This is a genomic window from Novosphingobium subterraneum, from assembly GCF_000807925.1.
Taxonomy (GTDB): Bacteria; Pseudomonadota; Alphaproteobacteria; order Sphingomonadales; family Sphingomonadaceae; genus Novosphingobium; species Novosphingobium subterraneum.
Window position 1 is genome coordinate 224,136 of the sequence record NZ_JRVC01000004.1, and the last position, 26,554, is coordinate 250,689.

Genomic DNA, 26,554 nt, shown 5'->3' on the forward strand with positions numbered 1-26,554 from the left:
GGCAGGCTTAACGCGCGAGAGGCAAAATCAGCGCGGGATCTCGACGTAGTCCAGCTTGCGCATGGCGTCCATCATCGCACCGGCATACTTTTCGGGCACAGGCTGTGTGCCGAGCGCCCATGCCATGATCTCGACGTCGTCTTCCTCGATCAGCTCTTCGAACCAGGCGACCTGCTCGGCCGACCAATTGGCGTGGTAGCGGTCAAAATAACAACCGATCATGTAGTCCGCTTCGCGCGTGCCGCGGTGCCAGGCGCGGAAGTGCAGGCGACGAAGGCTCTCGGGGGCGATTGCAGCAGGCTCGGTCATGCTCTGCCGTTAGGCCCATCGGCCCAGCGAGACAAGGGTCCTGGCCCCATGCCAAAGGGCATCCCGGCGCCTCCGGCCGAAGCCGTCCTTCCCCGCGCCGGAATGCCCCATCGCTTGGCCGCGCGAGTTACTTGCCCCGCAGCGCGGCGATGATCTCGGTGGGCTGGCGACCGACCATGTCCTTGGCCAGTTCCTTGATGATCGCGTTCTGGGTGCCCTTGCCGATCTGGTGACGCAGTTCGCCCAAGGCGCGCGGCGGAGCGATCAGCACGAGCTGGGCGATCTTGTGACCCTGCACCTGCCGGTTGAGCCAATCGGCTACCGCGGCACAGTGGGCGGTCTCGTCCTGCTGATGCGGCGATGCGTGGCTGCCGCCGCTGGAGTGATTGTGCTCGACGAGCGCAGGCGTTTCCATGGCCGCGAGTTCGGGCGTGGCTTCTGTCCCGGCGTTGCGGTAGAGTTCCCAGGCCTTGCCATCGACGACGGCAATGACGGCTCCATGAGGGATCAACATCGTTTTGCTCCTGCTTTCGTTATCTTCGAAAGCAACTCAAGCACCGGCTCGGCACCTGAACCATGCGCTGGGTCAAAAATGGCCGTGAATTTCGCTTTGGGCGGCATTGGCGAAACGTGGCCTTGCAGCCTATGTCGGGCGGGCGATGCGTCCTGACCTGCTCAACCCCCTGTTCGCGGAAAGCTCCAGCCTCAAAGGCGTGGGGCCTGGTCTGGCGCGCCCGCTCGAGAAGCTGGGGCTGACCCGCGTCAAGGATATCGCGTACCACCTGCCCGATCGCTGGGTGCTGCGCCGGGCGGTGGCCAATCTGGACGAGGCGGGGCTGGGGGAACAGATCGTGCTGCCGCTGACGGTGCGCGATTATCGCCAGTCGGCCGGGCGCGGTCCTTTCAGGGTCATAGCCGAGGATGCCGCTGGCAACTATGTCGCGCTTACCTATTTCGGGCGAGCGGCCTATACCGCGAAGAAGCAGCTCCCCTTGGGCGAGAAGCGCTGGGTGGCGGGCAGGCTCGACCAGTTCGGCCAGACCTGGCAGATCGTGCATCCCGATCATGTGAGCGAGGACAGCGCCGGCATGCTCGGCCAGCTGAACGAGCCGGTCTATCCGCTGTCAGAAGGGCTGACGCAGGGGCGGGTTCAGGCCCTGGTGGCGCAGTCGCTGGCGCACCTGCCCAAGCTGCCGGAGTGGATCGAGCCGGGCCTCATCGCGCGAATGGGCTGGCCGTCTTGGGACGCGGCGCTGCCGACTGCACACAAGGCCGAGGACAAGCTGGCCAAGGACCGGCTCGCCTATGACGAACTGCTGGCCAACAGCCTCGCCCTGATGCTGGTGCGGGAGAGCAACCGTGCGAAGAAGGGCACGCCGCTGCACGGGGACGGGCGATTGCGTGCAATGCTCAAGCTGCCGTTCGAACTGACTGGCGCGCAGAAGCGCTCGATTGCCGAGATCGAAAGCGACATGGCGCAAGGCGCGCCGATGCTGCGTCTGCTGCAAGGCGATGTCGGGTCTGGCAAGACGGCGGTGGCGCTCAATGCCATGCTGATCGCGGTGGAGGCGGGCGGGCAAGCCGCGCTGCTGGCGCCGACCGAAATCCTCGCGCGCCAGCATGCCGAGACTCTGACGCGGATGGCTGCAGGGACAGGCGTGAACATCGCGCTGTTGACCGGACGCGACAAGGGCAAGGCGCGCGAATCGATCCTGATGGGGCTGCTCGATGGCTCGATCGACATTTGCGTCGGTACGCACGCGATCTTCCAGGAGGCCGTCGCCTACCGCAATCTTGCGCTTGTGGTTATCGACGAGCAGCACCGCTTTGGCGTGGGGCAGCGCCTGATGCTGACCCAGAAGGCGCGGCGGACTCCGCATTGCCTGGCGATGACGGCCACACCGATCCCGCGCACGCTGACCCTGGCGCAGTACGGGGAGATGGACGTCTCGCGGCTCGACGAAATGCCGCCCGGCCGTCAGGCCATCGACACCCGCGTGATTTCGACAGAGCGCCTTGCCGACGTGGTCGAGGGAGTGGCGCGGCACATTGCCAAAGGTGCGCAGGCCTACTGGGTCTGCCCGATGGTGCGCGAGCTGGAGACGGAAGACATTGCTGCCGCAGAAGCGCGCTATGCTGCGCTGAAGGAGCGGTTCGGGGATACCGTGGTCATGGTTCACGGCCAGCTGCGGCCCGAGGCCAAGGATGCGGCCATGGAGCAGTTTGCCCGAGGTGACGCGCAACTGCTGGTTGCGACGACGGTAATCGAGGTCGGCGTCGACGTTCCTAACGCGACGCTGATGGTGATCGAGCAGGCAGAGCGCTTCGGTTTGGCCCAGTTGCACCAGTTGCGCGGGCGTGTCGGACGGGGCAGCCAGCAATCGACCTGCCTGCTGCTGCGTGGTGAGGCTCTCTCGGAAACGGGGCGCGAGCGGCTTGCACTTATGCGAGAAACGCAGGACGGATTTCGCTTGGCTGAGGAAGACTTGCGCTTGCGGGGCGGCGGAGAGTTGCTTGGCACCCGGCAATCGGGCGATACGCCGTTCAAGGTGGCGGACTTCGAACAGATCGCGCGGTTGCTGCCACTAGCACATGATGATGCACGACTGCTGATGGAACGCGACGGCGGTTTGTCATCGCCAAGAGGGGAAGCGGCCCGCGTGCTGCTCTACCTTTTCGAGCGGGATTGGGGCGTGCAACTTCTCAGGGGCGGCTAAGAGCCTGATCCGAGGGAACGGTTGGGGCGGCGCGAAAAAGGGGTAAACGCGCCGCCCGCTCCCTGAATTGCTTACTTGCCAGCGGGCTTTGCGGCCGCTGCATTCGCACTCTGGTCGGCGCTCTTTGTAGCGTCTGCAAAGCCTTGCGCGGTCATGCCGATCATCAGACCGGAGGCGCCCTTGGCGACCGAAGTCTTCGGCAGCTTCACGCGAACCGTACCCGCATCGAGCACGAATTCGGTATCGGTCACTTCGGCGACCTTGCCTAGCTGGGTGGTGCCATCCGAGGCATAGACCGGCGCATCGACAACGATCGCAGCAGCCGTATCAGCCTTTGCCGCTGCAGCAGCCTTTTCGGCAGCCGCATCCAGTTCGACCTTGGTCATGCCGAGGACCGGGCCCTTGGGACCAGTGCCGAGTGCGGTCAGCGCCAAGGTGGCGGTGTTCTTGCCGGTGTCGATCACGAAGTTGGGCGCGTTGACGCTCTTGATCTTGCCGACTTCGGCGCCGGCAGCATCATAGACAACAGCGCCGACGGCCGGTGTGGCCGCCGCCGGCGCGGCCGTGGTGGCTTCAGCCGTGGCCGTGGCTTCGGTGCCAGCAGCTGCGTCTTGTGCGTTTGCTGCGGTGGCGATGGGTAATGTGGCGACGAGAAGGGCAACAGTGAGTTTGCGGATGGTCACGAATGGAGTTCCTGTCCTGTTGATTGGGTAACCCGGACAAGGTCGTCTTTGTCGTTCCGCAGCGAAACCCGGTTTGCGACTTTGCGAGACGGATTTGCGGGCCAAATGAAGGAGTTGTGGCAGGTGCGCGATGAACCGAGCAGCCTGGCCAAACGAAAAGGGCGACCCGAAGGCCGCCCTTTCGATCACCTTCGAAGGTGAAATGGTCGGGGAAAGAGGATTCGAACCTCCGGCCCCTGCCTCCCGAAGACAGTGCTCTACCAGGCTGAGCTATTCCCCGACCGATCCGCCAACCGGTGACCCGGCTGCGAGGCAGGGGCGCCCTATACGAAGCAGTTCCGACGCTGGCAAGCGGGTAACGCCAAGTTTTTTCGCCGGGAAATTGCGGCGGCGATTTTGCTCGAGCCCGCCCGCGCAGCTAGAAGCGAAGCCATGTCTGAACGCGCCGATTCCGCCCGCCATTACGAACAGCAGTATCTCGATCTCATGCGCGAGATCTGGGAGCGCGGAGACGAGCGGGTGGATCGCACCGGCGTGGGCACACGATCGGTTTTCGGCGCGCAATTGCGCTTCGACCTTTCCGACGGGCGCATGCCCTTGCTTACGACCAAGCGGGTGTACTGGAAAACAGCGACCCGCGAGTTTCTGTGGTTCCTGACTGGCGATACAAATATCCGCAAGCTGTGCGCGCAGGGTGTCGAGATCTGGACGGACTGGCCACTGGACAAATACCGCAAGGCTTCCGGCGATGACATTTCCCGCGCGGATTTTTCGGCACGCGTTGTAGAAGATGAGGCGTTCGCCCGTGAATGGGGCGATCTCGGTCCGGTGTATGGCAAGCAATGGGTAGACTGGCCGGTCTATGAACCGGCAGGCGATGACCTGTTTCGCCGGCGCGAGTATGGGGTGAACCAGGTTGCCGACGTGGTCCGCTCGCTGAGGACCAATCCCGGCAGCCGTCGCCATATCGTCGAGGGCTGGAACGTGGCCGAGCTTGACGCGATGGCGCTGCCTCCCTGCCACAAGACCTACCAGTTCCACGTCAGCGGGAACCGGCTGAATGGTCTGCTCTACCAGCGCAGCTGCGACGTGGCGCTGGGCCTGCCATTCAATCTGTGGGGTGCGGCCCTGTTCATCCGCTTGCTAGCGCAGCAGTGTGATCTCGAACCAGGAGAACTGGTTTGGATGGGGGGCGACACGCATCTCTATCTCAACCACGCCGAACTGGTTGAAACCCAGCTCGCCAGAAAGCCTTCAGGAGATCCTCGGCTTGCGATCCTGCGCCGGCCAGACTCAATCTTCGATTACAGGATCGAGGATTTTGAAGTGACCGGTTATGCACCGCAGGGCGTGATCAAGGCCGACGTGGCGATCTGAATCGGCAAAGGGCGTGGACTTACTGTTCGGCATCCATGAAATTGATGCACTGTCCTTCAAACAATTCATGATCCGGATTTGATCTGGCGCAAGACGATTGGATGAGAACGCCGCCATTCCCTTGCAAGCAAGGCAGGAGAATTGGCGTGGCGATCATTGGCATCAAGCGGTTGACATGGATGGTAGAGGAGGTTGAACCTTGCGTTCGCTTCTTCCGCGATTTTGGGCTGACGTTGATCGAGCAGAACGATGGCTCGGCGCTTTTCGAAGCGGCCGACGGTTCTCAGTCATTGTTCTTGAAGCGCGGTCATCCCGATCTGCCCAAGGGTTCGGCGCAGACGACGAAGGGCGTCCATGAATGCGTTTGGGCGGTGGACAACGCGGAAGGGCTGGAACGCCTCAAGGCTCGCCTTGAGCGCGTCGTTGACCTGGCCACTGATGCTGAGGGCGCGGTCCATTTCGTCACGCCGTTCGGGCAGGCGATTGGGCTGCAACTGTGGCAGCCGCGTGCTGTCTTTGGCGCGCCAACCCCGCAGAATACGGTGGGCCGGATTGCCCGCCTCAACCAGCCGCGCAAATGGATTGATCGGGCGGTGCCAAAGCGCACGCACCACTGCGTCTGGACGTTTCCGGACGTGCAGGAGGCGGTGGCTTTCTATCAGGACATCCTCGGCTTCCGCATCACCGACATGCAGAAGGGCTTTGGCGTCTACATGCGGGCGGATGGCTGCTACGAACATCACAACGTGTTCCTGGCCGATGCGCACGCGCCAATGCCGGGCTTCAACGGGACGCTGAAGTTTCACCACGCCAATTGGGAAGTCGAGGATATCGACGAGCTGATGGTGGCCAAGAACTACCTCGACAGGCGCGGCTACACTTACGGTGACTGGAACTGGGGTTTCGGGCGGCACAGGCTGACCTCGGCCGCGTTCCTTTACGTGCCGTGTCCGGCGGGTGGCGAGGCAGAATACGGTGCAGATTGTGATTGCGTTGATGACAGCTGGAAGCCGCGCATCTGGGACGGCGCTTTCGGAACAGCGATATACATGACCAACCTGCCGGACTTCATGAAAGGCGAACCCAATTGGGACGTGCGATATGCCGGGCCTGACGAGTTGCGATATCACCCGGCCGAAACGGCACGTCTCTTGGACGCGGCCGAATAACCATGCATGGCATTGATTGGGGGGCATCCATGGATTGCCTTTGTCCTGCAACGGTCCATCTCTTATGCGCCCTTACGGTGCAAGCATATGGGAGAGGGTGTTACCGACATGGACGTGACGTTATCCGTGCTGGCTGACCAAGGCAGTCCTGTCGCTCGCGCATGAGTGGTCTGTTCGATCTTTCGGGCAAAGCGGCCATCGTTACCGGCTCCACGCGTGGGATTGGTCGCGCGATTGCAGAGGCGCTTATCGCAGCCGGCGCAAGAGTGATGATCTCGAGCGAGGACCCGGCCGATACTGCGCGCGTGGCCGCGGAGCTGGGCATGCCGGGTTGCCCCTGCGACGTGAGCGATGACGCAGCGCTGGCCCACCTAGTGGCTGAAAGCCTCGAGGTTTTCGGGCGGATCGACCATCTGGTTTGCAATGCCGGAATCACCGGTTATCCGGGTTCGTTCGCGCAGATCGACATGGACGATTATGCTCGTGTCATGGCAATCAATCTGCGGAGCCAGGTCGTGCTGTGCAATCTTGCCCTTCCGCATATCGCGGCGAGCGGCGGCGGTGCGGCCTTGCTAATGGCCAGTCTCTCGGCTCTGCGAGGCAACCTTAGGATCAATGCCTACGCTCTTGCGAAGGCGGGCGTAGCGCAACTGGCACGCAATCTCGCTGTGGAGTGGGGACCTAGCGGAGTGCGGGTCAATGCCATCTCTCCCGGGTTCATCGCCACGGAACTTTCGCAGCCGTTGCTTGACGATGCCGCTTTCATGGCGCGTCGCATGGCGATGACGCCATTGCGTCGTCCTGGAACGCCGGATGAAGTGGCGGGCGCCGCGGTGTTCCTCGCTGCGCCGGCCGGCGCGTTTGTCACCGGCCACAATCTCGTGATCGATGGCGGAACTCTGATCACTGACGGCAGCTGACCGGTACACCGGGCTCCTGTTGGAACAAGAGGCGCTTCGGCGCTTTGTGATCCTCGGACGATATATTAGCCTTGCTAGAAAAGACGTTTTTCGATCCGCCGGACGGCGGAAGCGAGAAAAGCTCTGTGAAATAAAATAACAAGAGTATATAACTTTGCGTCTGTCATGCTTTTCCATATGGAAAGCGCGATTCGATGTGGGAGAGTTCAGATGCAGGTGTTCGCAGCATGAGCGGAAGCGTGCGCGGCAACATGGCGCCGTTGGCGCTGCATGTGCCGGAACCGAAGTTCCGGCCGGGCGACGAGGTCGATTATTCGCACCTCGAAATCCCGCCCGCCGGTGCGCAGCCGCGTCCTGACGAGCAGTGCACCGCAGCTGAAACGCAGGAGCTGTGTTTCGACTTGGTTCGCGTGCTGGGCGACGATCATCGCGCAATCGGGCCATGGGATCCGAAGCTCGATGCCGAAACCTTGCGGCGGATGCTTCGCACCATGGCGCTGACCCGGGCCTTCGACGACCGCATGTATCGCGGCCAACGGCAGGGCAAGACCAGCTTCTACATGAAGTGTACGGGGGAAGAGGCAACCTCCGTGGCCCCGGCAATGGCCTTGGCATCTGACGACATGGTCTTTCCGAGCTACCGCCAGCAGGGTATCCTGATTTCGCGGGGCTACCCGATCGTCGAGATGATAAACCAGATCTACTCGAACCGGGCGGACAAGCTGAAGGGGCGTCAGCTGCCGATCATGTATTCGGCGCGTGAGGCTTCGTTCTTCACGATCAGCGGCAACCTCGCCACGCAGTATCCACAAGCGGTGGGCTGGGCGATGGCCAGCGCGATCAAGGGTGACACCCGGATTGCGGCCACCTGGATCGGCGAGGGATCGACGGCAGAGGGGGACTTCCATTCAGCGATGACCTTCGCAACCGTCTACAACGCGCCGGTCATCTTCAATGTCGTCAACAACCAGTGGGCGATCTCGAGCTTTTCGGGATTTGCCGGCGCCGAGCGTACCACCTTTGCCGCTCGCGCAATCGGTTATGGCATGGCTGGGCTGCGGGTGGACGGCAACGACCCCCTGGCAGTCTATGCGGCCACCAAGTGGGCAGCAGACCGCGCTCGATCGAACGCTGGACCCACGCTGATCGAGCACTTCACCTATCGCGCCGAGGGACATTCGACCTCGGACGATCCTGGCCAGTATCGTTCGGCGCACGAGCGTGAGGAGTGGCCGCTTGGAGATCCGATCAATCGGCTCAAGCAGCATCTGATCGCGCTTGGTGAGTGGTCCGAAGAGCAGCACGCCGCGATGGATCGCGAACTGATGGACATGGTCAAGGCCGCGACCAAGGAAGCTGAAAAGAACGGCATTCTCGGCCACGGCCTGCATCACCCGTTCCACACCATGTTCGAAGACGTGTTCGAAGACTTGCCCTGGCACCTTCGGGAGCAGAGCGAGCAGGCAATTCACGAGCGTCGGGTCAAATGGCCAGAGTGGTCCGAGGAGGGGAAGCAGCCATGACCCACGAAGAATCGCCGGTCAGCCTCGCCGAGGCTCCGACCCGCCGTCTCAACATGATCGAGGCAATCAACGATGCGCTCGACATCATGATGGAGCGCGATCCCAACGTTGTCGTGATGGGAGAGGATGTCGGCTATTTTGGTGGCGTGTTCCGCGCCACTGCGGGCCTGCAGAAGAAGTACGGCAAGACCCGCGTGTTCGACACGCCGATCAGCGAGTGCGGGATCATTGGCGTGGCTGTCGGCATGGGCGCTTATGGCCTGCGCCCCGTGCCCGAGATCCAGTTTGCCGACTACATCTATCCGGGGCTCGACCAGTTGGTGTCGGAAGCGGCACGCTTGCGCTATCGTTCGGCCGGCGAGTTCATCGCGCCGATGACCGTGCGCTCGCCGTTCGGCGGCGGCATCTTCGGGGGGCAGACGCATAGCCAGAGCCCCGAGGCGCTGTTCACGCATGTCGCCGGCCTGAAGACGGTCGTGCCGAGCAACCCGCACGATGCAAAGGGCCTGCTGATCTCGGCGATCGAGGATAACGATCCGGTGATCTTCTTTGAACCGAAGCGCATCTATAACGGCCCGTTCAATGGCTATTACGACAAGCCGGTCGAGCCGTGGTCGAAGCATGCCGACAGCGCGGTGCCTGAAGGCTACTATTCGATTCCCCTGGGCAAGGCCCGCATCGTCCGTCCGGGCAACGCTTTCACGGTCTTGGCCTACGGCACCATGGTCCACGTGGCCGCCGCGGTTTGCGCGGAAAAGGGCGTTGATGCCGAGATCATCGACTTGCGCACCCTGGTTCCACTCGACATCGAGACGGTGGAAAAGTCGGTGGAAAAGACCGGCAAATGCCTGATCGTCCATGAAGCGACGCGCACTTCGGGCTTCGGTGCAGAACTCTCGGCTCTGGTTCAGGAGCGCTGCTTCTATCACCTCGAAGCCCCGATCGAGCGCGTGACGGGTTTTGACACCCCCTATCCACACAGCCTCGAATGGGCCTACTTCCCAGGCCCTGTCCGCATCGGCGAGGCCATCGACCGCCTTACGAAAGCCTGAAGCCATGGGAACCTATACATTCCGCCTGCCCGACATCGGCGAAGGCATCGCCGAGGCCGAGATCGTGGCCTGGCACGTCGCCGTGGGCGACATGGTCGAGGAAGATGGCCGCTTGGCCGACATGATGACCGACAAGGCAACGGTCGAAATGGAAAGCCCCGTGGCGGGCAAGGTCGTCTCGATCGCGGGCGAAGTCGGTGATGTGGTAGCGATTGGTTCGGCACTGGTTGTCATCGAGACCGAAGGGGAAGGGGAGGCGCAGGCGCCTGCTGCGGCGCCAGCCCCTGCGCCCGCGCCCGCGCCCAAGGCGGAAATCGTTGAAGAGCGCATCGAGGTCGAGACGTCGGACGCTGGCGACGCGGCGCGGGTTGAGGCAGCTGCACCGCCGCCACCTTCTCCACCGCCACCTCCGCCTGCCACGGCAGTGCCTAAGCCTGCTCCCGCGCAGGCGGTCGAGCAAGTTCGCCGCGGCTACGATGCCAAGGTCCTCGCGAGCCCGGCCGTCCGCCAGCGTGCGCGCGATCTCGGCATCGATCTGTCCGAAGTGCGCCCGTCCGAGGAAGGGCGCGTGCGCCATGCGGATCTCGATCAGTTCCTCGCCTACAATGCAACGGGGGGCTATCGCTCCGCCGGTCCGGAGCGTGGCGATGAGGTGATCAAGGTCATTGGTATGCGCCGCCGCATTGCCGAGAACATGGCGGCATCAAAGCGCCACATTCCGCACTTCTCCTATGTCGAAGAGTGCGACGTTACGGCACTTGAAGTGATGCGCGAACAGCTCAACAGCAGCCGCGGCGACAAGCCCAAGCTGACGATGCTGCCGCTGCTCATCACCGCGATCTGTCGTACCCTGCCGCAATTCCCGATGATCAATGCCCGCTACGATGACGAAGCTGGCGTGGTGACCCGTTACGGAGCGGTCCATCTCGGCATGGCGGCGCAGACGCCGGCGGGCCTGATGGTGCCGGTGATCCGCAATGCGCAGTCCCTCAACCTGTGGCAGCTTGCGCGCGAGATTGGCCGTCTTGCTGAAGCGGCGCGTAATGGCAGCGCCAAGTCGGATGAGCTTTCGGGCTCGACCCTCACCGTCACGTCGCTCGGACCCTTGGGCGGCGTGGCGACGACCCCGGTGATCAACCGGCCCGAAGTCGCCATCATCGGACCCAACCGGATAATCGAGCGGCCGATGTTCGTGCCCGACGGCATGGGTGGCGAGCGCATCGAGAAGCGCAAGCTGATGAACATCTCGATCAGCTGCGACCATCGCGTGGTCGACGGCCACGATGCCGCAAGCTTTGTCCAGGGAATCAAGAAGCTCATCGAAACGCCGGTGCTGCTACTGGCTGACTGATGTGATAGATGTGCGGATCGGAGGTACACATGCCGACGACCGATCCGCGCATCGATCAGCATATCGCGAATGCAGGAGCATTCGCTCGACCGGTTCTCGAGCATTTTCGGGCGCTGGTGCATCGCGAGGTGCCCGAATGCGTCGAAGCCATCAAGTGGGGCATGCCGCACTTCACGTTGGGCGGAAAGAACCTGGCAGGCATGGCGGCCTTCAAGGCCCATGTCTCGATCTTCTTCCATAACGACGAGGTAGCGGGTGGGACGGGTCCGTTTCGCAGGATCGCATCGCTCGAGAATTTCCCGGACGAGGCCACTGTTGTCGAACGACTGAACTCCGCCGTCGCCCGGCTTTCTGCGCCAAAGGCAAAGTTGCCGCGCGCTTCCCCCAAGCCAGTGCCGGAACTCCCCGAACCCTTCAGCGCCGCTCTGGCAGTCGCTGGGCAAGCAGAGCGCTTTGCGGCAATGCCTCCCGGTCAGCGCCGGGAGTACATCGAATGGATCGTCGAGGCGAAGACCGAACCCACGCGGGACAAGCGCATTGCGCAGGCGGTCGAATGGATTGGCGAAGGCAAGAGCCGCAATTGGAAGTACCAGAATTGCTGAAGGCACAGGCGGCGAGAAGAAAATGTCGATCGAGGCCAAATGCTCGTGGTTGAGCGTTGACAGCCTGCAAAAGCTGCCATAGAGGCGGCGCTCCCAACGGCGAGCGGGTGTAGCTCAGTTGGTTAGAGTGCCGGCCTGTCACGCCGGAGGTCGCGGGTTCGAGCCCCGTCACTCGCGCCATTGGGATGATGAAGAAGGCGCCTCCGGGCGCCTTTTTCTTTGTGCGCCACGCGGCGCTCCGTTGTGGAAAAATTCCCGCTTTCAAGCCCGTTGACAGCCCACACGGCCTGCCATAGAGGCGCGGCTTCCAAGAGGTACGCGGGTGTAGCTCAGTTGGTTAGAGTGCCGGCCTGTCACGCCGGAGGTCGCGGGTTCGAGCCCCGTCACTCGCGCCACCACTTGGTACGGTGCCTTCGCGGCACTTTTTTGACGTTACGCGGGTGTAGCTCAGTTGGTTAGAGTGCCGGCCTGTCACGCCGGAGGTCGCGGGTTCGAGCCCCGTCACTCGCGCCACGTCAGATGCGATGCAAAGGGCGCCTCAGGGCGCCCTTTCGCGTTCAGAGCGCCTAACCCTTGAACGGCGCGGTGTCGAAGTAATCGCGCCACTTCACGATCTTGCCGTCAAGCACCTCGAAAATACCCATTAGGCGCAGGGATACGAAAGTCTCGCCTGCAGCGTTGATCATGTGATCGACCCGCTCGGTCAAGACCGTATTGCCGTTGGCAGCAATCGCCAGCATGTCGACCTTGATGCGCGCAATCCCCATGTCGTTTTCGAAGCCTGCGACCAGCGCAAGGCCTTGCTCGATGCCGATGGTGTGGGTCATCCCCACGTTTTCGTAATCGGTCTGCTCTGTGAAGTATTCCCGCACCGCAGCGGCAAATCCGCCGGGTTGCTCCCACATCGCGCAGAAGGCCTCGACGGTTTCAATTGGACCAGGCATGCCATTCTCCCCTTTGCGTTAGGCAAAAGGGTAAGGAATCGCGTTGCACTGTCCAGCAACCTTTGCGCTCAACCCCAGCGGCCGGTTTCCATCCAGATCAGGAAGCGCCGCAGCGGCAGGAGCCAGACGGTTCCAAGCACGATGTAGGCAAGGGTCTGCAGCAGGACGTGCCATTGCCCGATGACGCCGGACAAAGCAGCGACGCCCAACGCATAAACGATCAGGCCCAGGACCAGACCGAGAATGCCAACGGGCTTGCGCCAGGTCGGCTTGTAATCTTCCCTCACCTTTGGCGCTCCCACGGACCATAGATTCGCGTCGGCGTTACCACGGCATACAGCGGGGCGTCATGCGCCTCGCGGGGCAGGTGCTCGACCAGCTGGCAGTCCCAGGCAAGGCCGATGGGAAGGGTGGACGGATGCGCTTCAAGCCAGCGGTCGTAATGACCGCCGCCCTGGCCAATGCGCCCACCATCGGCGCTGAAAGCAACCAGGGGCACGAAAAGCACTTCGGGCACGACCTCTGCGGCATCCTCTGCCGGTTGGACTATGCCCTTCCACGGTCCGGGCGCGAGCAGTTCGTCCACCCACGGCGAACTCCACTCGCGAAACACCATCGGCGACGAGCGGTCGGCAAACCACGGCAGTGCGATCTTGTGACCGGCCTCATGCAGCACCTGCGCGTAGGCGGTTGCCGGTGCCTCTGCCGGGCCGGCGAGATAGATCCCGACGGTCGCTCCTTCCGGTACCATCGCCATGACGGGCGAGGGCGGCCGGCGGAACATCAGCGCCTTCACGCGGGCATCGAGCGCTGCGACGTGGGCATTGCGCCGCGCTCTAAATTCGGTGCGCAACGCATTCTTGGCTTCCACAAGGTGCTCCGGACAGAAAGGAGGGGGTGACGGGCCCACCATGGGTCGTTTGCTCGGAAAATCCTCTGACGCCTCGACGTCAGGTGGGGACCGCTTGCCCGGGACCAGGATCCCAGACAGGGGCAGCCCCCTTGGATTGCTTATAGCCTCAGGGATGTTCATGCGGCTCGTGCCGGGCAGATCCCGTCACGACCTAGTTAGGCGCTGACCGGCCCTTGCTCAAGGGCGGCAGCGAGTTTTTCGATGCGTTCTGCCAATGCGTTGACGCGATCGACCATGGCAGGGTCGATTTCTGTGCTTTCGATCGAGGCGGGAGCGGGCGTTACCGGTTGTGCGGCATCAGGGGCAGGAGCGCCCTTGTGCGCTTCGTGCAGCTCGTCTGCCATCATCAATGCCGCGAACAGAAGCATCCGCGTCTCGCTTTGCTGGCCACCGATCTTGCGAGCACGTTCGTCGACCATGCGGCCGAGCATCTCGATATGGGCTTCCTCGCCGTCAGCGCAGGACACCGCGAAGTTGCGGCCGCCGATCGGTAGACTGACGTTGCTCATGACAGAGGGCTCATGCCAAGGGGCTCATAATAGCGGGCTCATTTCGGAAGACCTGCCAGCAACAGATCAAGCTGTCGCAATTCCTGGGCGACCGTGTCCTTCAGGCGTCGATGACGAACCTTGAGCAGCGCCAGCTCTTCGCCCGCTGCAGCCCCTGTGGTTCCCTGTTGCGCGACCGCTCCTTCGACCCGCATGAGCGCCTGCTCAAGCCGGTCCAGAGCGGCGCCGAGTGCTTCCGTCGCCATGGCTTGGCACGCTAGCACAATCGCATGGACGCGCAACACCATGGCAGGACTGCGCCGGGGAAAGTCGGGCGCAGAAGCTCACATTGTGCATCTGCAATAAAGAAGCCGCCCTGCCAGCCTTGACCCTTGGCCCTATGGTGACCAAAGAGACCCCGCTCCGAATCACCGGATTCATGCGGCCACAGCCGTTCGGCCGCTCGCAGGGAAGGGCTTTTTCAGCATGACACGCGATTCCACCGCGCTGGCTCCCATGGCCAACGCGATCCGTGCGCTTGCCATGGACGCGGTTCAGGCAGCCAATTCCGGTCACCCCGGCATGCCCATGGGCATGGCCGACGTGGCGACGGTGCTGTGGACGCAGTTCCTGAAGCACGATCCTGCCGCGCCGAAGTGGTCCGACCGTGACCGCTTCATCCTGTCGGCCGGTCACGGCTCGATGCTGATCTATGCGCTCCTTCACCTGACGGGCTACGAAAGCCCGACGATGGAGGACATCCGCAAGTTCCGCCAGATCGACAGCGTCTGCGCCGGTCACCCCGAGAACTTCCTGATCCCGGGCGTCGAATGCACCACCGGCCCGCTGGGGCAGGGCCTTGCCATGGCCGTCGGCTTCGCGATGGCCGAGCGTCATCTCAACGCGCAGTTCGGTGATGACCTGGTTGACCACCACACCTGGGTTGTCGCCGGTGACGGGTGCCTCATGGAAGGCATCAACCACGAAGCCGTGGGCCTTGCCGGGACGCTCAAGCTCGGCCGCCTAAATGTCCTGTGGGACGACAACAAGATCACCATCGATGGCGACACGTCGCTGTCGACCAACGAAGACATCCTCGGACGCTACACTGCTTCAGGCTGGCACGTGACCTCGTGCGACGGTCATGACTTTGCCGACATCGCCCGCGCCCTTGCCGAAGCCAAGGCAGATCCGCGTCCGTCGCTGGTCGCCTGCCGTACGGTGATCGGCAAAGGTGCGCCCAACAAGCAGGGTGGCCACAACGTTCACGGCGCGCCGCTCGGCGCTGACGAAATCGCCGCCGCCCGCGAATATCTTGGTTGGACTTCGGCGCCGTTCGAAATCCCGGCAGATATCCTTGCCAACTGGCGCACGTCGGCAGAAGCCGGCAAGGCCGCTCGCGCCGAGTGGGAAAAGCGCGCTGCAGCCAACCCGCAGTCCGCCGAACTCGCCCGCCGCATGGCAGGTGACCTTCCGGCCGATACAGGTTTCGATGCCTACATCCAGTCGCTGATCGCCACCCCGCCCAAGGTTGCGACCCGCAAGTCCAGCGAAATGGCGCTCGAGGCGTTCACTGCAAACGTGCCCGAGATGGTCGGTGGTTCGGCGGATCTTACCGGTTCGAACAACACCAAGACCAAATCGACCGCCCCGTTCACGCCGGAAAGCTACGACGGCCGCTATGTCTACTACGGCATCCGCGAGTTCGGCATGGCCGCCGCGATGAACGGCATGGCGCTGCACGGAGGAATCATTCCCTACGGCGGCACCTTCCTGGTGTTTTCCGACTATTGCCGCAACGCCGTGCGCATGTCGGCCCTGCAGCACGTTCGCGCGATCTACGTGTTCACCCACGATTCGATCGGGCTTGGCGAAGACGGCCCGACCCATCAGCCGGTCGAGCATGTCATGAGCCTGCGCATGATTCCGAACCTGCTGGTGTTCCGCCCGGCCGACGCCATCGAAACGGCGGAAGCGTGGGCCCTGGCGCTGGCCAACAAGGATCGCCCGTCGGTCCTCGCGCTGACCCGCCAGAACCTGCCGCCGGTCCGCTTCGACGCCGAAATGAAGAGTGCCAAGGGCGCCTATCGTCTCGTTTCGTCGTCGGCCGCACGCAAGGTCGTGCTGCTGGCAACTGGCTCCGAAGTCGAAGTGGCGATGAAGGTTGCTGCAGCTCTGGAAGAAAAGGGCCTCGGCGCCGACGTTGTCTCGGTTCCGTGCTGGGAACTGTTCGACGAACAGGACGCCGCCTACAAGGCAGACCTCCTGCCTGCAGACGCGCTCAAGGTGTCGATCGAGGCTGGCGTCACTCTTGGCTGGCAGAAGTATGTCGGTGATGGCCTGTCGATCGGCATCGATACCTTCGGCGCTTCGGCTCCGATCGACGCCCTCTATGATCACTTCGGCCTTACCGCCGAAAAGATTGTCCCGCAGATCCTCTCGCGGGTTTCGTAATTCAAACAGGAGATACCTGACATGGCGATCAAGGTTGCAATCAACGGTTTCGGACGCATCGGGCGCAACGTCGCCCGCGCCATCCTCGAACGGCCCGATTGCGGCCTTGAGCTGGTCTCGATCAACGACCTGGCCGATGCCAAGGCCAACGCCCTGCTGTTCAAGCGCGACAGCGTCCACGGCGCGTTCGCGGGCGACGTTTCGGTCGACGGCAACGATCTGATCGTCGATGGCAAGCGCATTCAGGTGACCGCCGAGAAGGACCCGGCCAACCTGCCTCACGCCGCCAACGGCATCGACATCGCGCTGGAATGCACCGGTTTCTTCACCGATCGCGCCGGCGGCCAGAAGCACCTCGATGCAGGCGCCAAGCGCGTGCTCATCTCGGCACCGGCCAAGGGTGTCGACCTGACCGTCGTCTATGGCGTGAACCACGACAAGCTGACCGGCGATCACCTGATCGTCTCGAACGCCTCGTGCACGACCAACTGCCTCGCGCCGATGGCCAAGGTCCTGCATGAATCGATCGGCATCGAGCGTGGCCTGATGACCACGATCCACTCGTACACCAACGACCAGAAGATTCTCGACCAGATCCACAAGGACCCGCGTCGTGCCCGTGCCGCTGCCATGAACATGATCCCGACCAGCACCGGCGCCGCCGTTGCCGTGGGTGAAGTTCTGCCCGATCTCAAGGGCAAGCTCGACGGTTCGTCGATCCGCGTCCCGACCCCGAACGTCTCGGTCGTTGACCTGACCTTCACGCCGAAGCGCGACACCACCGTCGAAGAAGTCAACGGGCTGCTCAAGGCCGCTGCCGAAGGTGCGCTGAAGGGCGTGCTGGGCTACACGGAAGAGCCGCTGGTCTCGATCGACTTCAACCACGATCCGCACTCGTCGACCATCGACAGCCTCGAGACCGCCGTGCTTGAAGGCAAGCTGGTTCGCGTCCTGTCGTGGTACGATAACGAGTGGGGCTTCTCCAACCGCATGCTCGACACCGCGGGCGCAATGGCGAAGTTCCTCTGAGGAACTGACGCGATGAGCGGGCGTCTCGGAGGCATTGCACGGCATGACCGGCCGCGCGGGCCTATCGAGACGCTCGATCACGTTTCCGTCACGCGCGAACTTGGTGTTCGCGGTGACCTGCGCGGGGCAATCCGTCCCGGCAAATCCGGTCGCAGGCAGGTCTCGCTGATGGAAGCCGAAAGCTGGGATGCCGCTCTGGCGGACCTCAAGCTGACCGCAGATGAAATGCTTCCCTGGCACGTGCGCCGAGCGAACCTGCTGGTCCGTGGCATCCGCTTGCCCCGCGAGGCTGGGAAGGTCATCGCCATTGGCAAGAGCCTGCGGATCGAGACAACCTGCGAATGCGACCCGTGCAGCCGCATGGACCAAATACTGCCCGGCCTGAAACTTGCGCTGATGCCTGACTGGCGCGGCGGGGTGCTCGGCCGGGTGATCAGCGATGGCGAAATTGCCGTCGGCGACGAAGTGAGGATCGAGGAATGAGCTTCAAGACTCTGGACGATATCGGCGATCTGACCGGCAAGACCGTGCTGGTTCGCGAGGACCTCAACGTGCCGATGCAGGACGGCGTGGTGAGCGACGACACGCGCCTTCGCGCCACCGTTGCCACGCTGAACGAGCTATCGGACAAGGGCGCCAAGGTTCTGGTGCTGGCGCATTTCGGCCGTCCGAAGGGGCAGCCTTCGGAAGAATTCTCGCTGAAGAAGCTGGCAGAGCCATTGTCTCACGTGCTGGGCCGCCCGGTCAGCTACATCGACTGGGAAGGCGACAAGGCTGCGGTCGCGGCACTTGCGCCGGGGGCTATCGCGGTGCTTGAAAATACCCGCTTCTTCGGCGGCGAGGAGAAGAACGATCCGGCTGTGATCGAGCGCTTCGCCAGCCTCGGCGATATCTACGTCAACGATGCCTTCTCGGCTGCACACCGCGCCCACGCCTCGACCGAAGGCCTGGCCCACGTGCTGCCCGCTTACGCTGGTCGCGCCATGGAGGCCGAACTCAAGGCTCTGCAGAAGGCCTTGGGCGAGCCGGAACGTCCGGTCGCGGCCGTTGTCGGCGGTGCCAAGGTCTCGACCAAGCTCGACGTGCTCAAGCATCTTGTGACCAAGGTCGATCACCTGATCATCGGTGGTGGCATGGCCAATACCTTCCTCGCCGCGCGCGGGGTCAATGTCGGCAAGTCGCTGTGCGAACACGACCTGACCAACACCGCCGAGCAAATCCTCGACAATGCCGACAAGGCGGGCTGCACTGTCCACCTGCCCTACGACGTGGTTGTGTCCAAGGAATTCGCGGCCAACCCAGCCAGCTTGCGTACCTGCAACGTCCATGAGGTTGCCGAGGATGAGATGATCCTCGACGTGGGGCCTGCCGCCGTCGAGGCTCTGGGCGACGCGTTGAAGACCTGCCGTACGCTGGTGTGGAACGGTCCGATGGGCGCGTTCGAGACCGAGCCGTTCGATGCGGCCACTGTCGCTCTGGCCAAGACGGCCGCTGCGCTGACAAAGGAAGGGTCGCTGGTTTCTGTTGCCGGTGGTGGAGACACTGTGGCCGCGCTCAACCACGCCGGTGTTGCCGCCGATTTCAGCTACATATCGACGGCCGGCGGTGCGTTCCTCGAATGGATGGAAGGCAAGGAACTGCCGGGCGTGGCAGCCCTCGAACGCTAAAAAATTCCGGAGCGCGTGTTGCACTGCGGCACGCGCTCCTTTATGGCGCATAACCGCATAGGTATGCGCCATTTCAGACGCTCTTGGATCTTCGGGAGCGTCTTTCAAAAGCGCTTTTACGCATAGGTATGCGGAGACGGAATTCCGCCGTTTCTGCAAGGAACAGGACCCGCTGATGAACACGACCGAAATGACCGCGAAGATGGCCTCCGGCAACGGCTTCATTGCCGCACTTGACCAGTCGGGCGGTTCGACGCCGAAGGCTCTCAAGGGCTATGGCATCGAAGAAGGCGCGTGGGCCTCGGAAGAGGAAATGTTCGGCCTGATCCACGAGATGCGCGCCCGCATCATTCGTTCGGATGCTTTTTCGGGTGAGAAGGTCATCGGCGCCATCCTGTTCGAGCGTACGATGGACGGCACGGTTGATGGCAAGTCGGTTCCGCAGGCGCTGATCGAAAAGGGCGTCGTACCCTTCATCAAGATCGACAAGGGCCTCGAGGACGAGGCAAACGGCGTCCAGCTGATGAAGCCGATGCCGACACTTGACGACCTGCTGACCCGTTCGAAGGCTCTGGGCGTCTATGGCACCAAGGAACGCTCGGTCATCAACTCGGCCAACCGCGAAGGCATTGCTGCCGTGGTTGCGCAGCAGTTCGAAGTCGGCAATCAAGTGCTCAGCCACGGCATGATGCCGATCATCGAGCCTGAGGTAAACATCAAGAGCGAGACCCGCGCCGAGTGCGACGCGATCCTGCTGGAAGAAATCCTCAAGAACCTCGATGCCCTGCCCGAAGGCACGCAGGTGATGCTCAAGCTGTCGCTGCCGATCGTGCCGTGCACGTTCGACCCGCTCGTCGCGCACCCCAAGGTGCTTCGCGTGGTGGCACTGTCGGGCGGATACAAGCGTCCCGAGGCTTGCGTCGAACTCGCCAAGAATACGGGCATCATCGCCAGCTTCAGCCGCGCCCTGCTTGAAGACTTGCGTCACCAGATGACCGACGCGGAATTCGACGCTTCGCTCGCTGCGGCAATCGACGAAATCTATACCGGCTCGACGCAGAAGACTCTCGTCGCCGCCTGATTACCGTTTGAGAGGACGGAAAGGCCACCCCGTCACCGGCACAGCCGGGGCGGGGTGTTTTATTGTGGGGTCATCGCGCGACGCTGAAGTGAAACAGGTAGTCCGATGGCTTCAGCTTCTTGCCAGCAAGACGGCCGGGCTCGACTGTATCGAGCATGATCCCATCGGTCGGCTCCCCAAGAGTGAAGCGCCTGGTCTCGAACGTGCCGCCGCGCTGCAGGGTTGCTTCGACGATCACGCGGCCAGCCCAGACGCAACGCGCATTCATCGGACAACGGCTGTCTTCGATCAGCGAATCGACCCGGATCTTGTCGGCGCCGACGAGTGTTGTCTGGCCAACCATCGCGTTCCCATCGGTGCGTTCTGGTTTCGTGGTGGTGGCGCAGGCGGCAAGAGCAACCGCAGGGACAAGGGCAAGGAAGGCTTTGGTCATCCCCCGACAATGCTCCCGCCGGATGAACCGTTCCGGAACCGAAGTTGCAGCAGCGGCGGCTAACCGATAAGGCGCGCGCCATGGCAAAGCTTTCCTCCGAACTCTACCTGATCTCGCCCCTCGATGTTGCGGGCACTTTTCCTGACAGGCTCGTGCGCGCCCTTGATGCAGGGCCGGTGGCCGCATTCCAGTTCCGGGTGAAGGACGTGGACGAGCACGAGGCTGCGCGCCTTGCCGAGCCGCTCCAGCGCATCTGCGCGGACCGTGACGTGGCTTTCATCGTCAACGATTCGATCAGCCTGGCCAAGCGTCTCGGTGCCGACGGCGTGCACCTTGGGCAGGATGATGGTGACGTGAAGGACGCCCGCGACCGCCTAGGCCGTAATGCGCAGATTGGCGTTACCTGCCACGACAGCCGGCATCTCGCCATGGACGCGGGCGAGGCGGGGGCGGACTATGTTGCCTTCGGCGCCTTCTTTCCTTCCAGCACCAAGGACACCAAGCACGTCGCCGGACTCGACCTCCTCGAATGGTGGCAGTCGATCTTCGAGCTGCCGTGCGTTGCGATCGGAGGAATCACGCCCCAGAATTGCGCGCCGCTGATACAGGCCGGCGCTGACTTCCTGGCGGTCAGCAATGCGGTGTGGGGTGGCGACGAAGTGGCCAACGTGGCAGCTTTCTTCGACGCCATCCGGGCAAATCCGCGACTGAACGAGGATAGCTGACGGAACCGGCGGCAAGGGCAGGGGGTTCTGGAGAGGAAATGTCTCCGGAGCGCCAATGTCCCGTTTCAACCTAGCCGCGTCGTCCTTACTCGTACTGAGTGCCCTGAGCCTCAGCGCCTGCAATTCGAACAAGCCTGAACCAGCCCCGAGCGAGACGGTGGCAAGTACGCCTGCGTTCGCGGCTCCCATGGCGTCGAACGATCCCGCCCCGGGTCAGCCGCCACAACAGGAAGACGCGGCGCGTCCGGTCATGCAGGCGCAAGTAGTTTTGGAACGGCTCGGGTTCTCACCCGGCATCATCGACGGCAAGACCGGCCTATCGACGACAAATGCCGTGAGCGGTTTCCAGAAGGCAAACGACCTGCCTGTGACTGGCAAGTTCGATGATGCCACGATGAAGGCCCTGTCGCGCTGGTCGAATATTGCGGCAACACGCGTCGTCACGATTCCCGAAGAGTTCGCCGCAGGCCGCTATGCACCGCTGCCCAAGGACCCGGCGCAGCAGGCCAAGCTTTCGGAAATCGGCTACACATCGCTCGAGGAGAAGCTGGCCGAGCGCTTTCATACCACGCCAGAGGTGTTGCGGGGATTGAATCCCGCCCTGGCGCAAGAAGCAGCAGCGCGCGAAGCTTCAATGAAAGAGCGCCAGACTCGCAACCCGCCCACAGCCGACACACCCCCGGTCGAACCGTACCGCGCCGGAATGCAGCTTCGCGTGCCTAACACCGGTGGCGACCGCCTTGATCCCGGCATGGTCGATAACAAGGGCTGGCTTTCGACACTGGCCATGCTTGGCGTGAGCGACGCTCAGCCTGAAGCTGCGCGCATCGTCGTCAGCAAGTCCATGGGGACTCTCGAAGCCTACGACAAGTCGGACAAGCTGGTGGCCGTCTTCACCGTGACAACCGGCTCTTCCCATGATCCACTGCCGCTCGGCGACTGGAAGATCAACGGAACGTCCTACAACCCCGAATTTTCTTACGACGCCAGCCTGTTCTGGGACGTGCCCGACAGCAAGGGCGAACATCTCCTTCCGCCCGGACCGAACGGCCCCGTGGGCGTTGTCTGGATCGACCTTTCCAAGGAGCACTACGGCATCCACGGCACCCCTGAGCCGCAGACCATCGGACGCGCTGAAAGCCACGGCTGCGTTCGTCTGACGAACTGGGACGCAGCCCGGCTCGCGCAGATGGTAACGGGTGCGACGAAGGTTTCGTTTGTAAGCTGATGCCGCTTCCCATGCGTGCTTCATCGTGCAAGACAGGCCACCTGTTACACCGGATGGAGCGGAAATGAGCGGCATGGTCCCAAGGGAACTGACACTTCGTGGCGTGGTTCTGGGCGCGATCCTGACGATCGTGTTCACGGCCGCCAACGTCTACCTTGGCTTGCGTATCGGCCTGACGTTCGCGACTTCAATCCCTGCGGCTGTGATCTCCATGGCTGTTCTGCGTGCGTTTTCGGGCGCAACCATCCAGGAGAACAACATCGTCCAGACGATTGCGAGTTCGGCGGGCACGCTATCGGCGATCGTGTTCGTACTCCCCGGCCTCGTCATGGTCGGTTGGTGGGCAGACTTTCCCTACTGGGAGTCGGTCGCAGTCATTGCCGTCGGCGGCATCCTCGGCGTGATGTACTCGGTGCCGCTGCGCCGAGCCTTGGTGACCGGGTCCGACCTTCCCTATCCCGAAGGCGTTGCCGCCGCTGAAGTTCTAAAGGTGGGGGCAGGGGTCGGTGGCGCGGAGGAGAACCGGAAGGGTCTTGCTGCAGTGACTGCAGGAGGGCTCCTCGCTGCGCTCTACCCGTTGCTCGCCAAGATGAAGCTGGCCGTCGAGGAAGTGGGCGGGGCGTTCAAGGTCGGAACCGGCGGCTCGATGTTGACCGGTGGACTGTCGCTCGCCCTGGTCGGCGTTGGCCACCTCGTTGGACTTGCCGTCGGTATCGCCATGCTCGTCGGTATTGTGATCAGCTTCGGCATTCTGCTTCCACAACTGACGGCAGGCGGGATTCCGGCCGGAACCGAACTGTCCGAATTCGTCGGCACGGTTTTCCGCCAGAAGATCCGCTTCATCGGCGCTGGCACGATCGGTGTCGCGGCGATCTGGACGCTGCTTCGCGTAATTGGACCGATCGTGAAGGGAGTGACTGCGGCCATCGCTGCCAACCGCGCCCGCAGCGGTGCCGGAATGGGCAGCCTTGACCTGACCGAGCGTGACATTCCCATCGGCATCGTGGGGGGAACCATCCTTGCGGCGATGATCCCGATTGCCCTGCTGCTGGCAGACTTCGCCACCGGAGGCCCCGTCGCGGCCGCGCTCGGGCTATCGCTGATCACATCTGTAGTCTACGTCCTCGTCGCCGGCATCATCATCGCCTCGGTCTGCGGTTACATGGCCGGCCTGATCGGCGCGTCGAACAGCCCGATTTCCGGCGTTGGAATCCTCGCCGCGCTTGGCATCTCGCTCCTTCTCCTTGGCCTGTTCGGACGAGGCCTGGGCGAGGATGACACCAAGGCGCTGGTCGCCTTCGCCCTGTTCGTCACCGCCATCGTGTTCGGCGTCGCGACGATCTCCAACGACAACCTGCAGGACCTCAAGACCGGCCAGCTCGTCGGCGCAACGCCGTGGCGTCAGCAGGTCGCTCTCGTGTTGGGCGTGCTGTTCGGGGCACTCGTGATCCCGCCGATCCTAGACCTGCTCAACTCAACCTTCGGCTTCCAGGGAGCGCCAGGCGCAGGCGAGAACGCGCTTTCGGCCCCGCAGGCCTCGCTGATCTCCGCCATTGCCCAAGGGGTGCTCGGCGGCAATCTTGACTGGAACCTCGTCGGCCTCGGCGCCGCGATCGGCGTGGGCGTTATCTTCGTCGACGAGATTCTGAAGCGTACCGGCAACCGCTCGCTCCCGCCGCTCGCTGTCGGCATGGGCATGTACCTGCCAACCTCGGTCACGGCGATGGTGATCGTTGGCGCGGTACTTGGCCACCTTTACAATGGATGGGCCGCCCGCCAGTCCGCGCCCGAATTTGCCGAGCGCATGGGCGTCCTCACCGCCACCGGCCTGATCGTCGGTGACAGCCTGTTCAACATTGCCTACGCCGCAATCGTCGCGGCTACCGACAATCCCGATGCCCTGGCTGTGGTCGAGGACTTCCCGGGCGCGCTGCCATTCGGCGTGATCGCGTTCGGGAGCATCATCGCCTACGCCTACTGGCGCATGCGGCGTGACAGTGCCGTGGGATCAGCCTGAGGTAGAGAGGTTGACCGGCCCGGCATGAACGCAACGCAGGTTGAGTTGCGTATCGTCCGTCGCCAGTTCGCGCAGGATTTCCTCGCCGTCCATCTGGAAGCGGCGGCCGGCGAACACGCCGCTGGTGATCGTCACCCGGTCTGCCAGGCGCAGATAGGTGCCGCGCGATCCATCAGGTGCGATATAGCTCGAATCCGGGATCGTCTTGAACCCCAGTTCAGGCTTCTCGACCGGAAGCACCGCGGCATCGCCCGGCACTTCGCAAGTCCAGCCGCCCTTGGGCAGGACCATCAGCCTGCCGCCCGGCACCGCCTGGGCAACGCCAGCAAGACCGAGAACTCCGACTGCGAAAACAACCATGCGCTTCATGCTCGTTGCGCTAGCACGTGGCAGCAGCGTTGGGCAATCGCGCTTGAAGCTTTGGGCCCGAACCGCTAAGGGCCGCGCTTCCCTACTCACGGTAAGGCTCTTTCCATCATGAAGATCAGCGGCGTGGACATCCGTCCGGGCAATATCCTGGAATACGAAAAGGGCATCTGGAAGGTCGCCAAGACCCAGCATACCCAGCCCGGCAAGGGCGGCGCCTTCATGCAGGTCGAGATGAAGAACCTCATCGACGGCCGCAAGACCAACGTCCGCTTCCGCAGCGCCGACACTGTCGAGCGCGTCCGCCTCGACACCAAGGACTTCCAGTTCCTTTACGCCGAGGGCGAGGACCTGGTGTTCATGGACGTCGAGACCTACGACCAGATCAACCTGCCCAAGGATCTGCTCGGCGATGCCGCGGCGTTCCTGCAGGATGGCATGACCGTACTTCTCGAAATGTATGACGAGCGCCCGATCTCGGTGCAGCTGCCGGAACAGGTGGAAGCCACCATCGTCGAAGCCGACGCCGTGGTGAAGGGCCAGACCGCCTCTTCGTCGTACAAGCCCGCCATCCTCGACAATGGCGTGCGTGTGATGGTGCCGCCGCACATCGAGAGCGGCACGCGCATCGTCGTCGACGTGTATGAGCGCAGCTACGTCGGCAAGGCGAACTGATCGATGGCAGCCATTTCCGGCCTGATGCGCGTGATGGAGCGCGCGGCGCGCAAGGCGGGTGGCCGCCTGCGCCGCGACTTCGGCGAGATCGAGCATCTTCAGGTCAGCAAGAAGGGCCCGGCGGACTTCGTCTCGAAGGCCGACCAGCACGCCGAACGCACGCTGTGGGATGAACTCCGCGCGGCACGTCCGGGCTGGGGCTTCCTGATGGAAGAAGGTGGTGAGATCGCCGGTGAGCCGGGCAAGCCGCGCTTCATCATCGATCCGCTCGACGGCACCAGCAATTTCCTCCATGGCATTCCGCATTTCGCGATCTCGATCGCCGTGCAGGAACCCACGCTGGATGGGAAGGGCTGGGGCGAAGTCACCGCAGCGCTCGTCTATCAGCCGATCACCGACGAAAGCTTCTGGGCCGAAAAGTCGCAAGGTGCATGGCTGCAGGACCGCCGGTTGCGCGTTTCGGCGCGTCGCCATCTCGACGAGGCGCTGATTGCCACTGGCATTCCGTTCTCCGGCCGGGGTGACATGGGTGAATGGATTCGCATCTACAGCGAGTTGGGCCCCCGCATTGCCGGTATCCGCCGTTTCGGCGTCGCCTCGCTCGACCTTGCCTGGGTCGCAGCGGGCCGCTTCGACGGATTCTGGGAATCCGGTCTCTATCCCTGGGATACGGCAGCAGGTTGCCTTCTCGTGCGCGAAGCCGGCGGTTTCGTGTCCGATTACAAGGGGCGCTCGCACCCGATCTGCGACGAGACGATCCTCGCCGGCAACGATGCGCTGCACTCGAAGCTCCACAAGCTTCTTGTTGGCGCACTCCGTAACGCTTGACGT

General features: G+C 63.0%; 28 protein-coding genes and 4 tRNA genes. 21 read left to right on the forward strand and 11 right to left on the reverse strand.

The window, feature by feature from the left end:
• Positions 1–27: 27 nt before the first annotated feature.
• On the reverse strand, positions 28–309 hold the full coding sequence (locus tag NJ75_RS05700) for an FAD assembly factor SdhE (RefSeq protein WP_039332261.1): 282 nt from the start codon (positions 307–309) through the stop codon (positions 28–30).
• Positions 310–436: 127 nt separating this feature from the next.
• The gene (locus NJ75_RS05705) at positions 437–823 is read right to left on the reverse strand and encodes a host attachment protein (RefSeq protein ID WP_039332263.1); all 387 of its coding nucleotides are present in this window, start codon (positions 821–823) and stop codon (positions 437–439) included.
• A 145-nt stretch (positions 824–968) separates the two neighbouring features.
• On the opposite strand from NJ75_RS05705, the gene recG reads away from it, so the two are divergent.
• Complete coding sequence (gene recG / locus NJ75_RS05710) at positions 969–3,026, forward strand: ATP-dependent DNA helicase RecG (protein ID WP_039332447.1); 2,058 nt, start codon at positions 969–971, stop codon at positions 3,024–3,026.
• Positions 3,027–3,097: 71 nt separating this feature from the next.
• Here the strand turns inward: recG and NJ75_RS05715 are convergent, their stop codons facing one another.
• Both NJ75_RS05715 and NJ75_RS05720 read right to left on the reverse strand, forming a co-directional pair.
• On the reverse strand, positions 3,098–3,709 hold the full coding sequence (locus tag NJ75_RS05715; RefSeq protein WP_052242064.1) for a hypothetical protein: 612 nt from the start codon (positions 3,707–3,709) through the stop codon (positions 3,098–3,100).
• Between the two features lie 203 nt (positions 3,710–3,912).
• Positions 3,913–3,989, reverse strand: a tRNA-Pro gene (locus tag NJ75_RS05720).
• A 152-nt stretch (positions 3,990–4,141) separates the two neighbouring features.
• Here NJ75_RS05720 and thyA point away from each other — a divergent pair.
• The 10 genes from thyA to NJ75_RS05770 all read left to right on the forward strand — a co-directional run bounded on the left by thyA (position 4,142) and on the right by NJ75_RS05770 (position 12,216).
• On the forward strand, positions 4,142–5,086 hold the full coding sequence (gene thyA, locus NJ75_RS05725) for a thymidylate synthase (protein ID WP_039332265.1): 945 nt from the start codon (positions 4,142–4,144) through the stop codon (positions 5,084–5,086).
• A gap of 146 nt (positions 5,087–5,232) precedes the next feature.
• A complete protein-coding gene (locus NJ75_RS05730) occupies positions 5,233–6,255 on the forward strand; it encodes a VOC family protein (protein WP_052242066.1) in 1,023 nt (340 codons plus the stop codon).
• Positions 6,256–6,416: 161 nt separating this feature from the next.
• Entirely contained in the window at positions 6,417–7,175 is a 759-nt protein-coding gene (locus tag NJ75_RS05735; RefSeq protein WP_039332267.1) for an SDR family NAD(P)-dependent oxidoreductase, read from the forward strand.
• A gap of 227 nt (positions 7,176–7,402) precedes the next feature.
• A complete protein-coding gene (locus NJ75_RS05740; RefSeq protein ID WP_236727071.1) occupies positions 7,403–8,698 on the forward strand; it encodes a 3-methyl-2-oxobutanoate dehydrogenase (2-methylpropanoyl-transferring) subunit alpha in 1,296 nt (431 codons plus the stop codon).
• Positions 8,695–9,750 (forward strand): alpha-ketoacid dehydrogenase subunit beta, encoded by a 1,056-nt coding sequence (locus NJ75_RS05745; protein WP_039332271.1) that lies wholly within the window; start codon positions 8,695–8,697, stop codon positions 9,748–9,750. Before NJ75_RS05740 ends, NJ75_RS05745 begins: the two co-directional genes overlap by 4 nt.
• 4 nt (positions 9,751–9,754) lie before the next feature.
• On the forward strand, positions 9,755–11,101 hold the full coding sequence (locus tag NJ75_RS05750; protein WP_039332272.1) for a dihydrolipoamide acetyltransferase family protein: 1,347 nt from the start codon (positions 9,755–9,757) through the stop codon (positions 11,099–11,101).
• Between the two features lie 29 nt (positions 11,102–11,130).
• Positions 11,131–11,703: a YdeI/OmpD-associated family protein gene (locus NJ75_RS05755; RefSeq protein WP_039332274.1), complete on the forward strand. Its 573-nt coding sequence runs from the start codon at positions 11,131–11,133 to the stop codon at positions 11,701–11,703.
• 103 nt (positions 11,704–11,806) lie between these two features.
• A tRNA-Asp gene (locus NJ75_RS05760) sits at positions 11,807–11,883 on the forward strand.
• 138 nt (positions 11,884–12,021) lie between these two features.
• Positions 12,022–12,098, forward strand: a tRNA-Asp gene (locus NJ75_RS05765).
• Between the two features lie 41 nt (positions 12,099–12,139).
• Positions 12,140–12,216 (forward strand) — tRNA-Asp (locus NJ75_RS05770).
• A gap of 53 nt (positions 12,217–12,269) precedes the next feature.
• Here NJ75_RS05770 and NJ75_RS05775 read toward each other — a convergent pair.
• From NJ75_RS05775 to NJ75_RS05795, 5 genes are all read right to left on the reverse strand, one after another.
• Positions 12,270–12,647: a limonene-1,2-epoxide hydrolase family protein gene (locus NJ75_RS05775; protein ID WP_039332276.1), complete on the reverse strand. Its 378-nt coding sequence runs from the start codon at positions 12,645–12,647 to the stop codon at positions 12,270–12,272.
• A 68-nt stretch (positions 12,648–12,715) separates the two neighbouring features.
• A complete protein-coding gene (locus NJ75_RS05780; protein WP_039332278.1) occupies positions 12,716–12,934 on the reverse strand; it encodes a DUF2842 domain-containing protein in 219 nt (72 codons plus the stop codon).
• Complete coding sequence (locus NJ75_RS05785) at positions 12,931–13,518, reverse strand: 5-formyltetrahydrofolate cyclo-ligase (protein ID WP_039332280.1); 588 nt, start codon at positions 13,516–13,518, stop codon at positions 12,931–12,933. The genes NJ75_RS05780 and NJ75_RS05785 overlap by 4 nt, the downstream gene beginning before the upstream one ends.
• Before the next feature lie 197 nt (positions 13,519–13,715).
• On the reverse strand, positions 13,716–14,069 hold the full coding sequence (locus tag NJ75_RS05790) for a cell division protein ZapA (RefSeq protein WP_039332283.1): 354 nt from the start codon (positions 14,067–14,069) through the stop codon (positions 13,716–13,718).
• Positions 14,070–14,107: 38 nt separating this feature from the next.
• The gene (locus tag NJ75_RS05795) at positions 14,108–14,314 is read right to left on the reverse strand and encodes a hypothetical protein (protein ID WP_156135718.1); all 207 of its coding nucleotides are present in this window, start codon (positions 14,312–14,314) and stop codon (positions 14,108–14,110) included.
• Positions 14,315–14,534: 220 nt separating this feature from the next.
• Here NJ75_RS05795 and tkt point away from each other — a divergent pair, with 220 nt between their 5' ends.
• The 5 genes from tkt (at position 14,535) to NJ75_RS05820 (ending at position 20,279) form a co-directional block, all read left to right on the forward strand.
• On the forward strand, positions 14,535–16,502 hold the full coding sequence (gene tkt, locus NJ75_RS05800; protein ID WP_039332286.1) for a transketolase: 1,968 nt from the start codon (positions 14,535–14,537) through the stop codon (positions 16,500–16,502).
• A gap of 21 nt (positions 16,503–16,523) precedes the next feature.
• Positions 16,524–17,531, forward strand: coding sequence for a type I glyceraldehyde-3-phosphate dehydrogenase (gap, locus tag NJ75_RS05805; protein WP_039332288.1), 1,008 nt, complete (start codon positions 16,524–16,526; stop codon positions 17,529–17,531).
• A 12-nt stretch (positions 17,532–17,543) separates the two neighbouring features.
• Positions 17,544–18,014 (forward strand): MOSC domain-containing protein, encoded by a 471-nt coding sequence (locus NJ75_RS05810; RefSeq protein WP_039332290.1) that lies wholly within the window; start codon positions 17,544–17,546, stop codon positions 18,012–18,014.
• Complete coding sequence (locus NJ75_RS05815; protein ID WP_039332291.1) at positions 18,011–19,198, forward strand: phosphoglycerate kinase; 1,188 nt, start codon at positions 18,011–18,013, stop codon at positions 19,196–19,198. Before NJ75_RS05810 ends, NJ75_RS05815 begins: the two co-directional genes overlap by 4 nt.
• Before the next feature lie 175 nt (positions 19,199–19,373).
• Positions 19,374–20,279, forward strand: coding sequence for a fructose bisphosphate aldolase (locus tag NJ75_RS05820; RefSeq protein WP_039332294.1), 906 nt, complete (start codon positions 19,374–19,376; stop codon positions 20,277–20,279).
• 70 nt (positions 20,280–20,349) lie between these two features.
• On the opposite strand, the gene NJ75_RS23220 is transcribed toward NJ75_RS05820, so the two are convergent.
• Complete coding sequence (locus tag NJ75_RS23220; RefSeq protein WP_052242070.1) at positions 20,350–20,712, reverse strand: hypothetical protein; 363 nt, start codon at positions 20,710–20,712, stop codon at positions 20,350–20,352.
• An 80-nt stretch (positions 20,713–20,792) separates the two neighbouring features.
• On the opposite strand from NJ75_RS23220, the gene thiE reads away from it, so the two are divergent.
• The 3 genes from thiE to NJ75_RS05840 all read left to right on the forward strand — a co-directional run bounded on the left by thiE (position 20,793) and on the right by NJ75_RS05840 (position 24,682).
• The gene (gene thiE / locus NJ75_RS05830) at positions 20,793–21,437 is read left to right on the forward strand and encodes a thiamine phosphate synthase (RefSeq protein ID WP_039332295.1); all 645 of its coding nucleotides are present in this window, start codon (positions 20,793–20,795) and stop codon (positions 21,435–21,437) included.
• A gap of 55 nt (positions 21,438–21,492) precedes the next feature.
• A complete protein-coding gene (locus tag NJ75_RS05835; RefSeq protein WP_039332297.1) occupies positions 21,493–22,665 on the forward strand; it encodes a L,D-transpeptidase family protein in 1,173 nt (390 codons plus the stop codon).
• Between the two features lie 64 nt (positions 22,666–22,729).
• A complete protein-coding gene (locus NJ75_RS05840) occupies positions 22,730–24,682 on the forward strand; it encodes an OPT family oligopeptide transporter (RefSeq protein WP_039332299.1) in 1,953 nt (650 codons plus the stop codon).
• Here the strand turns inward: NJ75_RS05840 and NJ75_RS05845 are convergent.
• Positions 24,674–25,051 carry a hypothetical protein gene (locus NJ75_RS05845; protein ID WP_052242072.1) on the reverse strand — a complete coding sequence of 126 codons (378 nt, stop codon included), beginning with the start codon at positions 25,049–25,051 and terminating at the stop codon, positions 24,674–24,676. The two genes, NJ75_RS05840 and NJ75_RS05845, sit on opposite strands and share 9 nt — an antisense overlap.
• A 108-nt stretch (positions 25,052–25,159) precedes the next feature.
• Here NJ75_RS05845 and efp point away from each other — a divergent pair, with 108 nt between their 5' ends.
• On the forward strand, positions 25,160–25,723 hold the full coding sequence (gene efp, locus NJ75_RS05850) for an elongation factor P (RefSeq protein ID WP_039332301.1): 564 nt from the start codon (positions 25,160–25,162) through the stop codon (positions 25,721–25,723).
• Positions 25,724–25,726: 3 nt separating this feature from the next.
• Positions 25,727–26,551, forward strand: coding sequence for an inositol monophosphatase family protein (locus NJ75_RS05855; protein WP_039332303.1), 825 nt, complete (start codon positions 25,727–25,729; stop codon positions 26,549–26,551).
• The last annotated feature ends 3 nt before the right edge of the window (positions 26,552–26,554 follow it).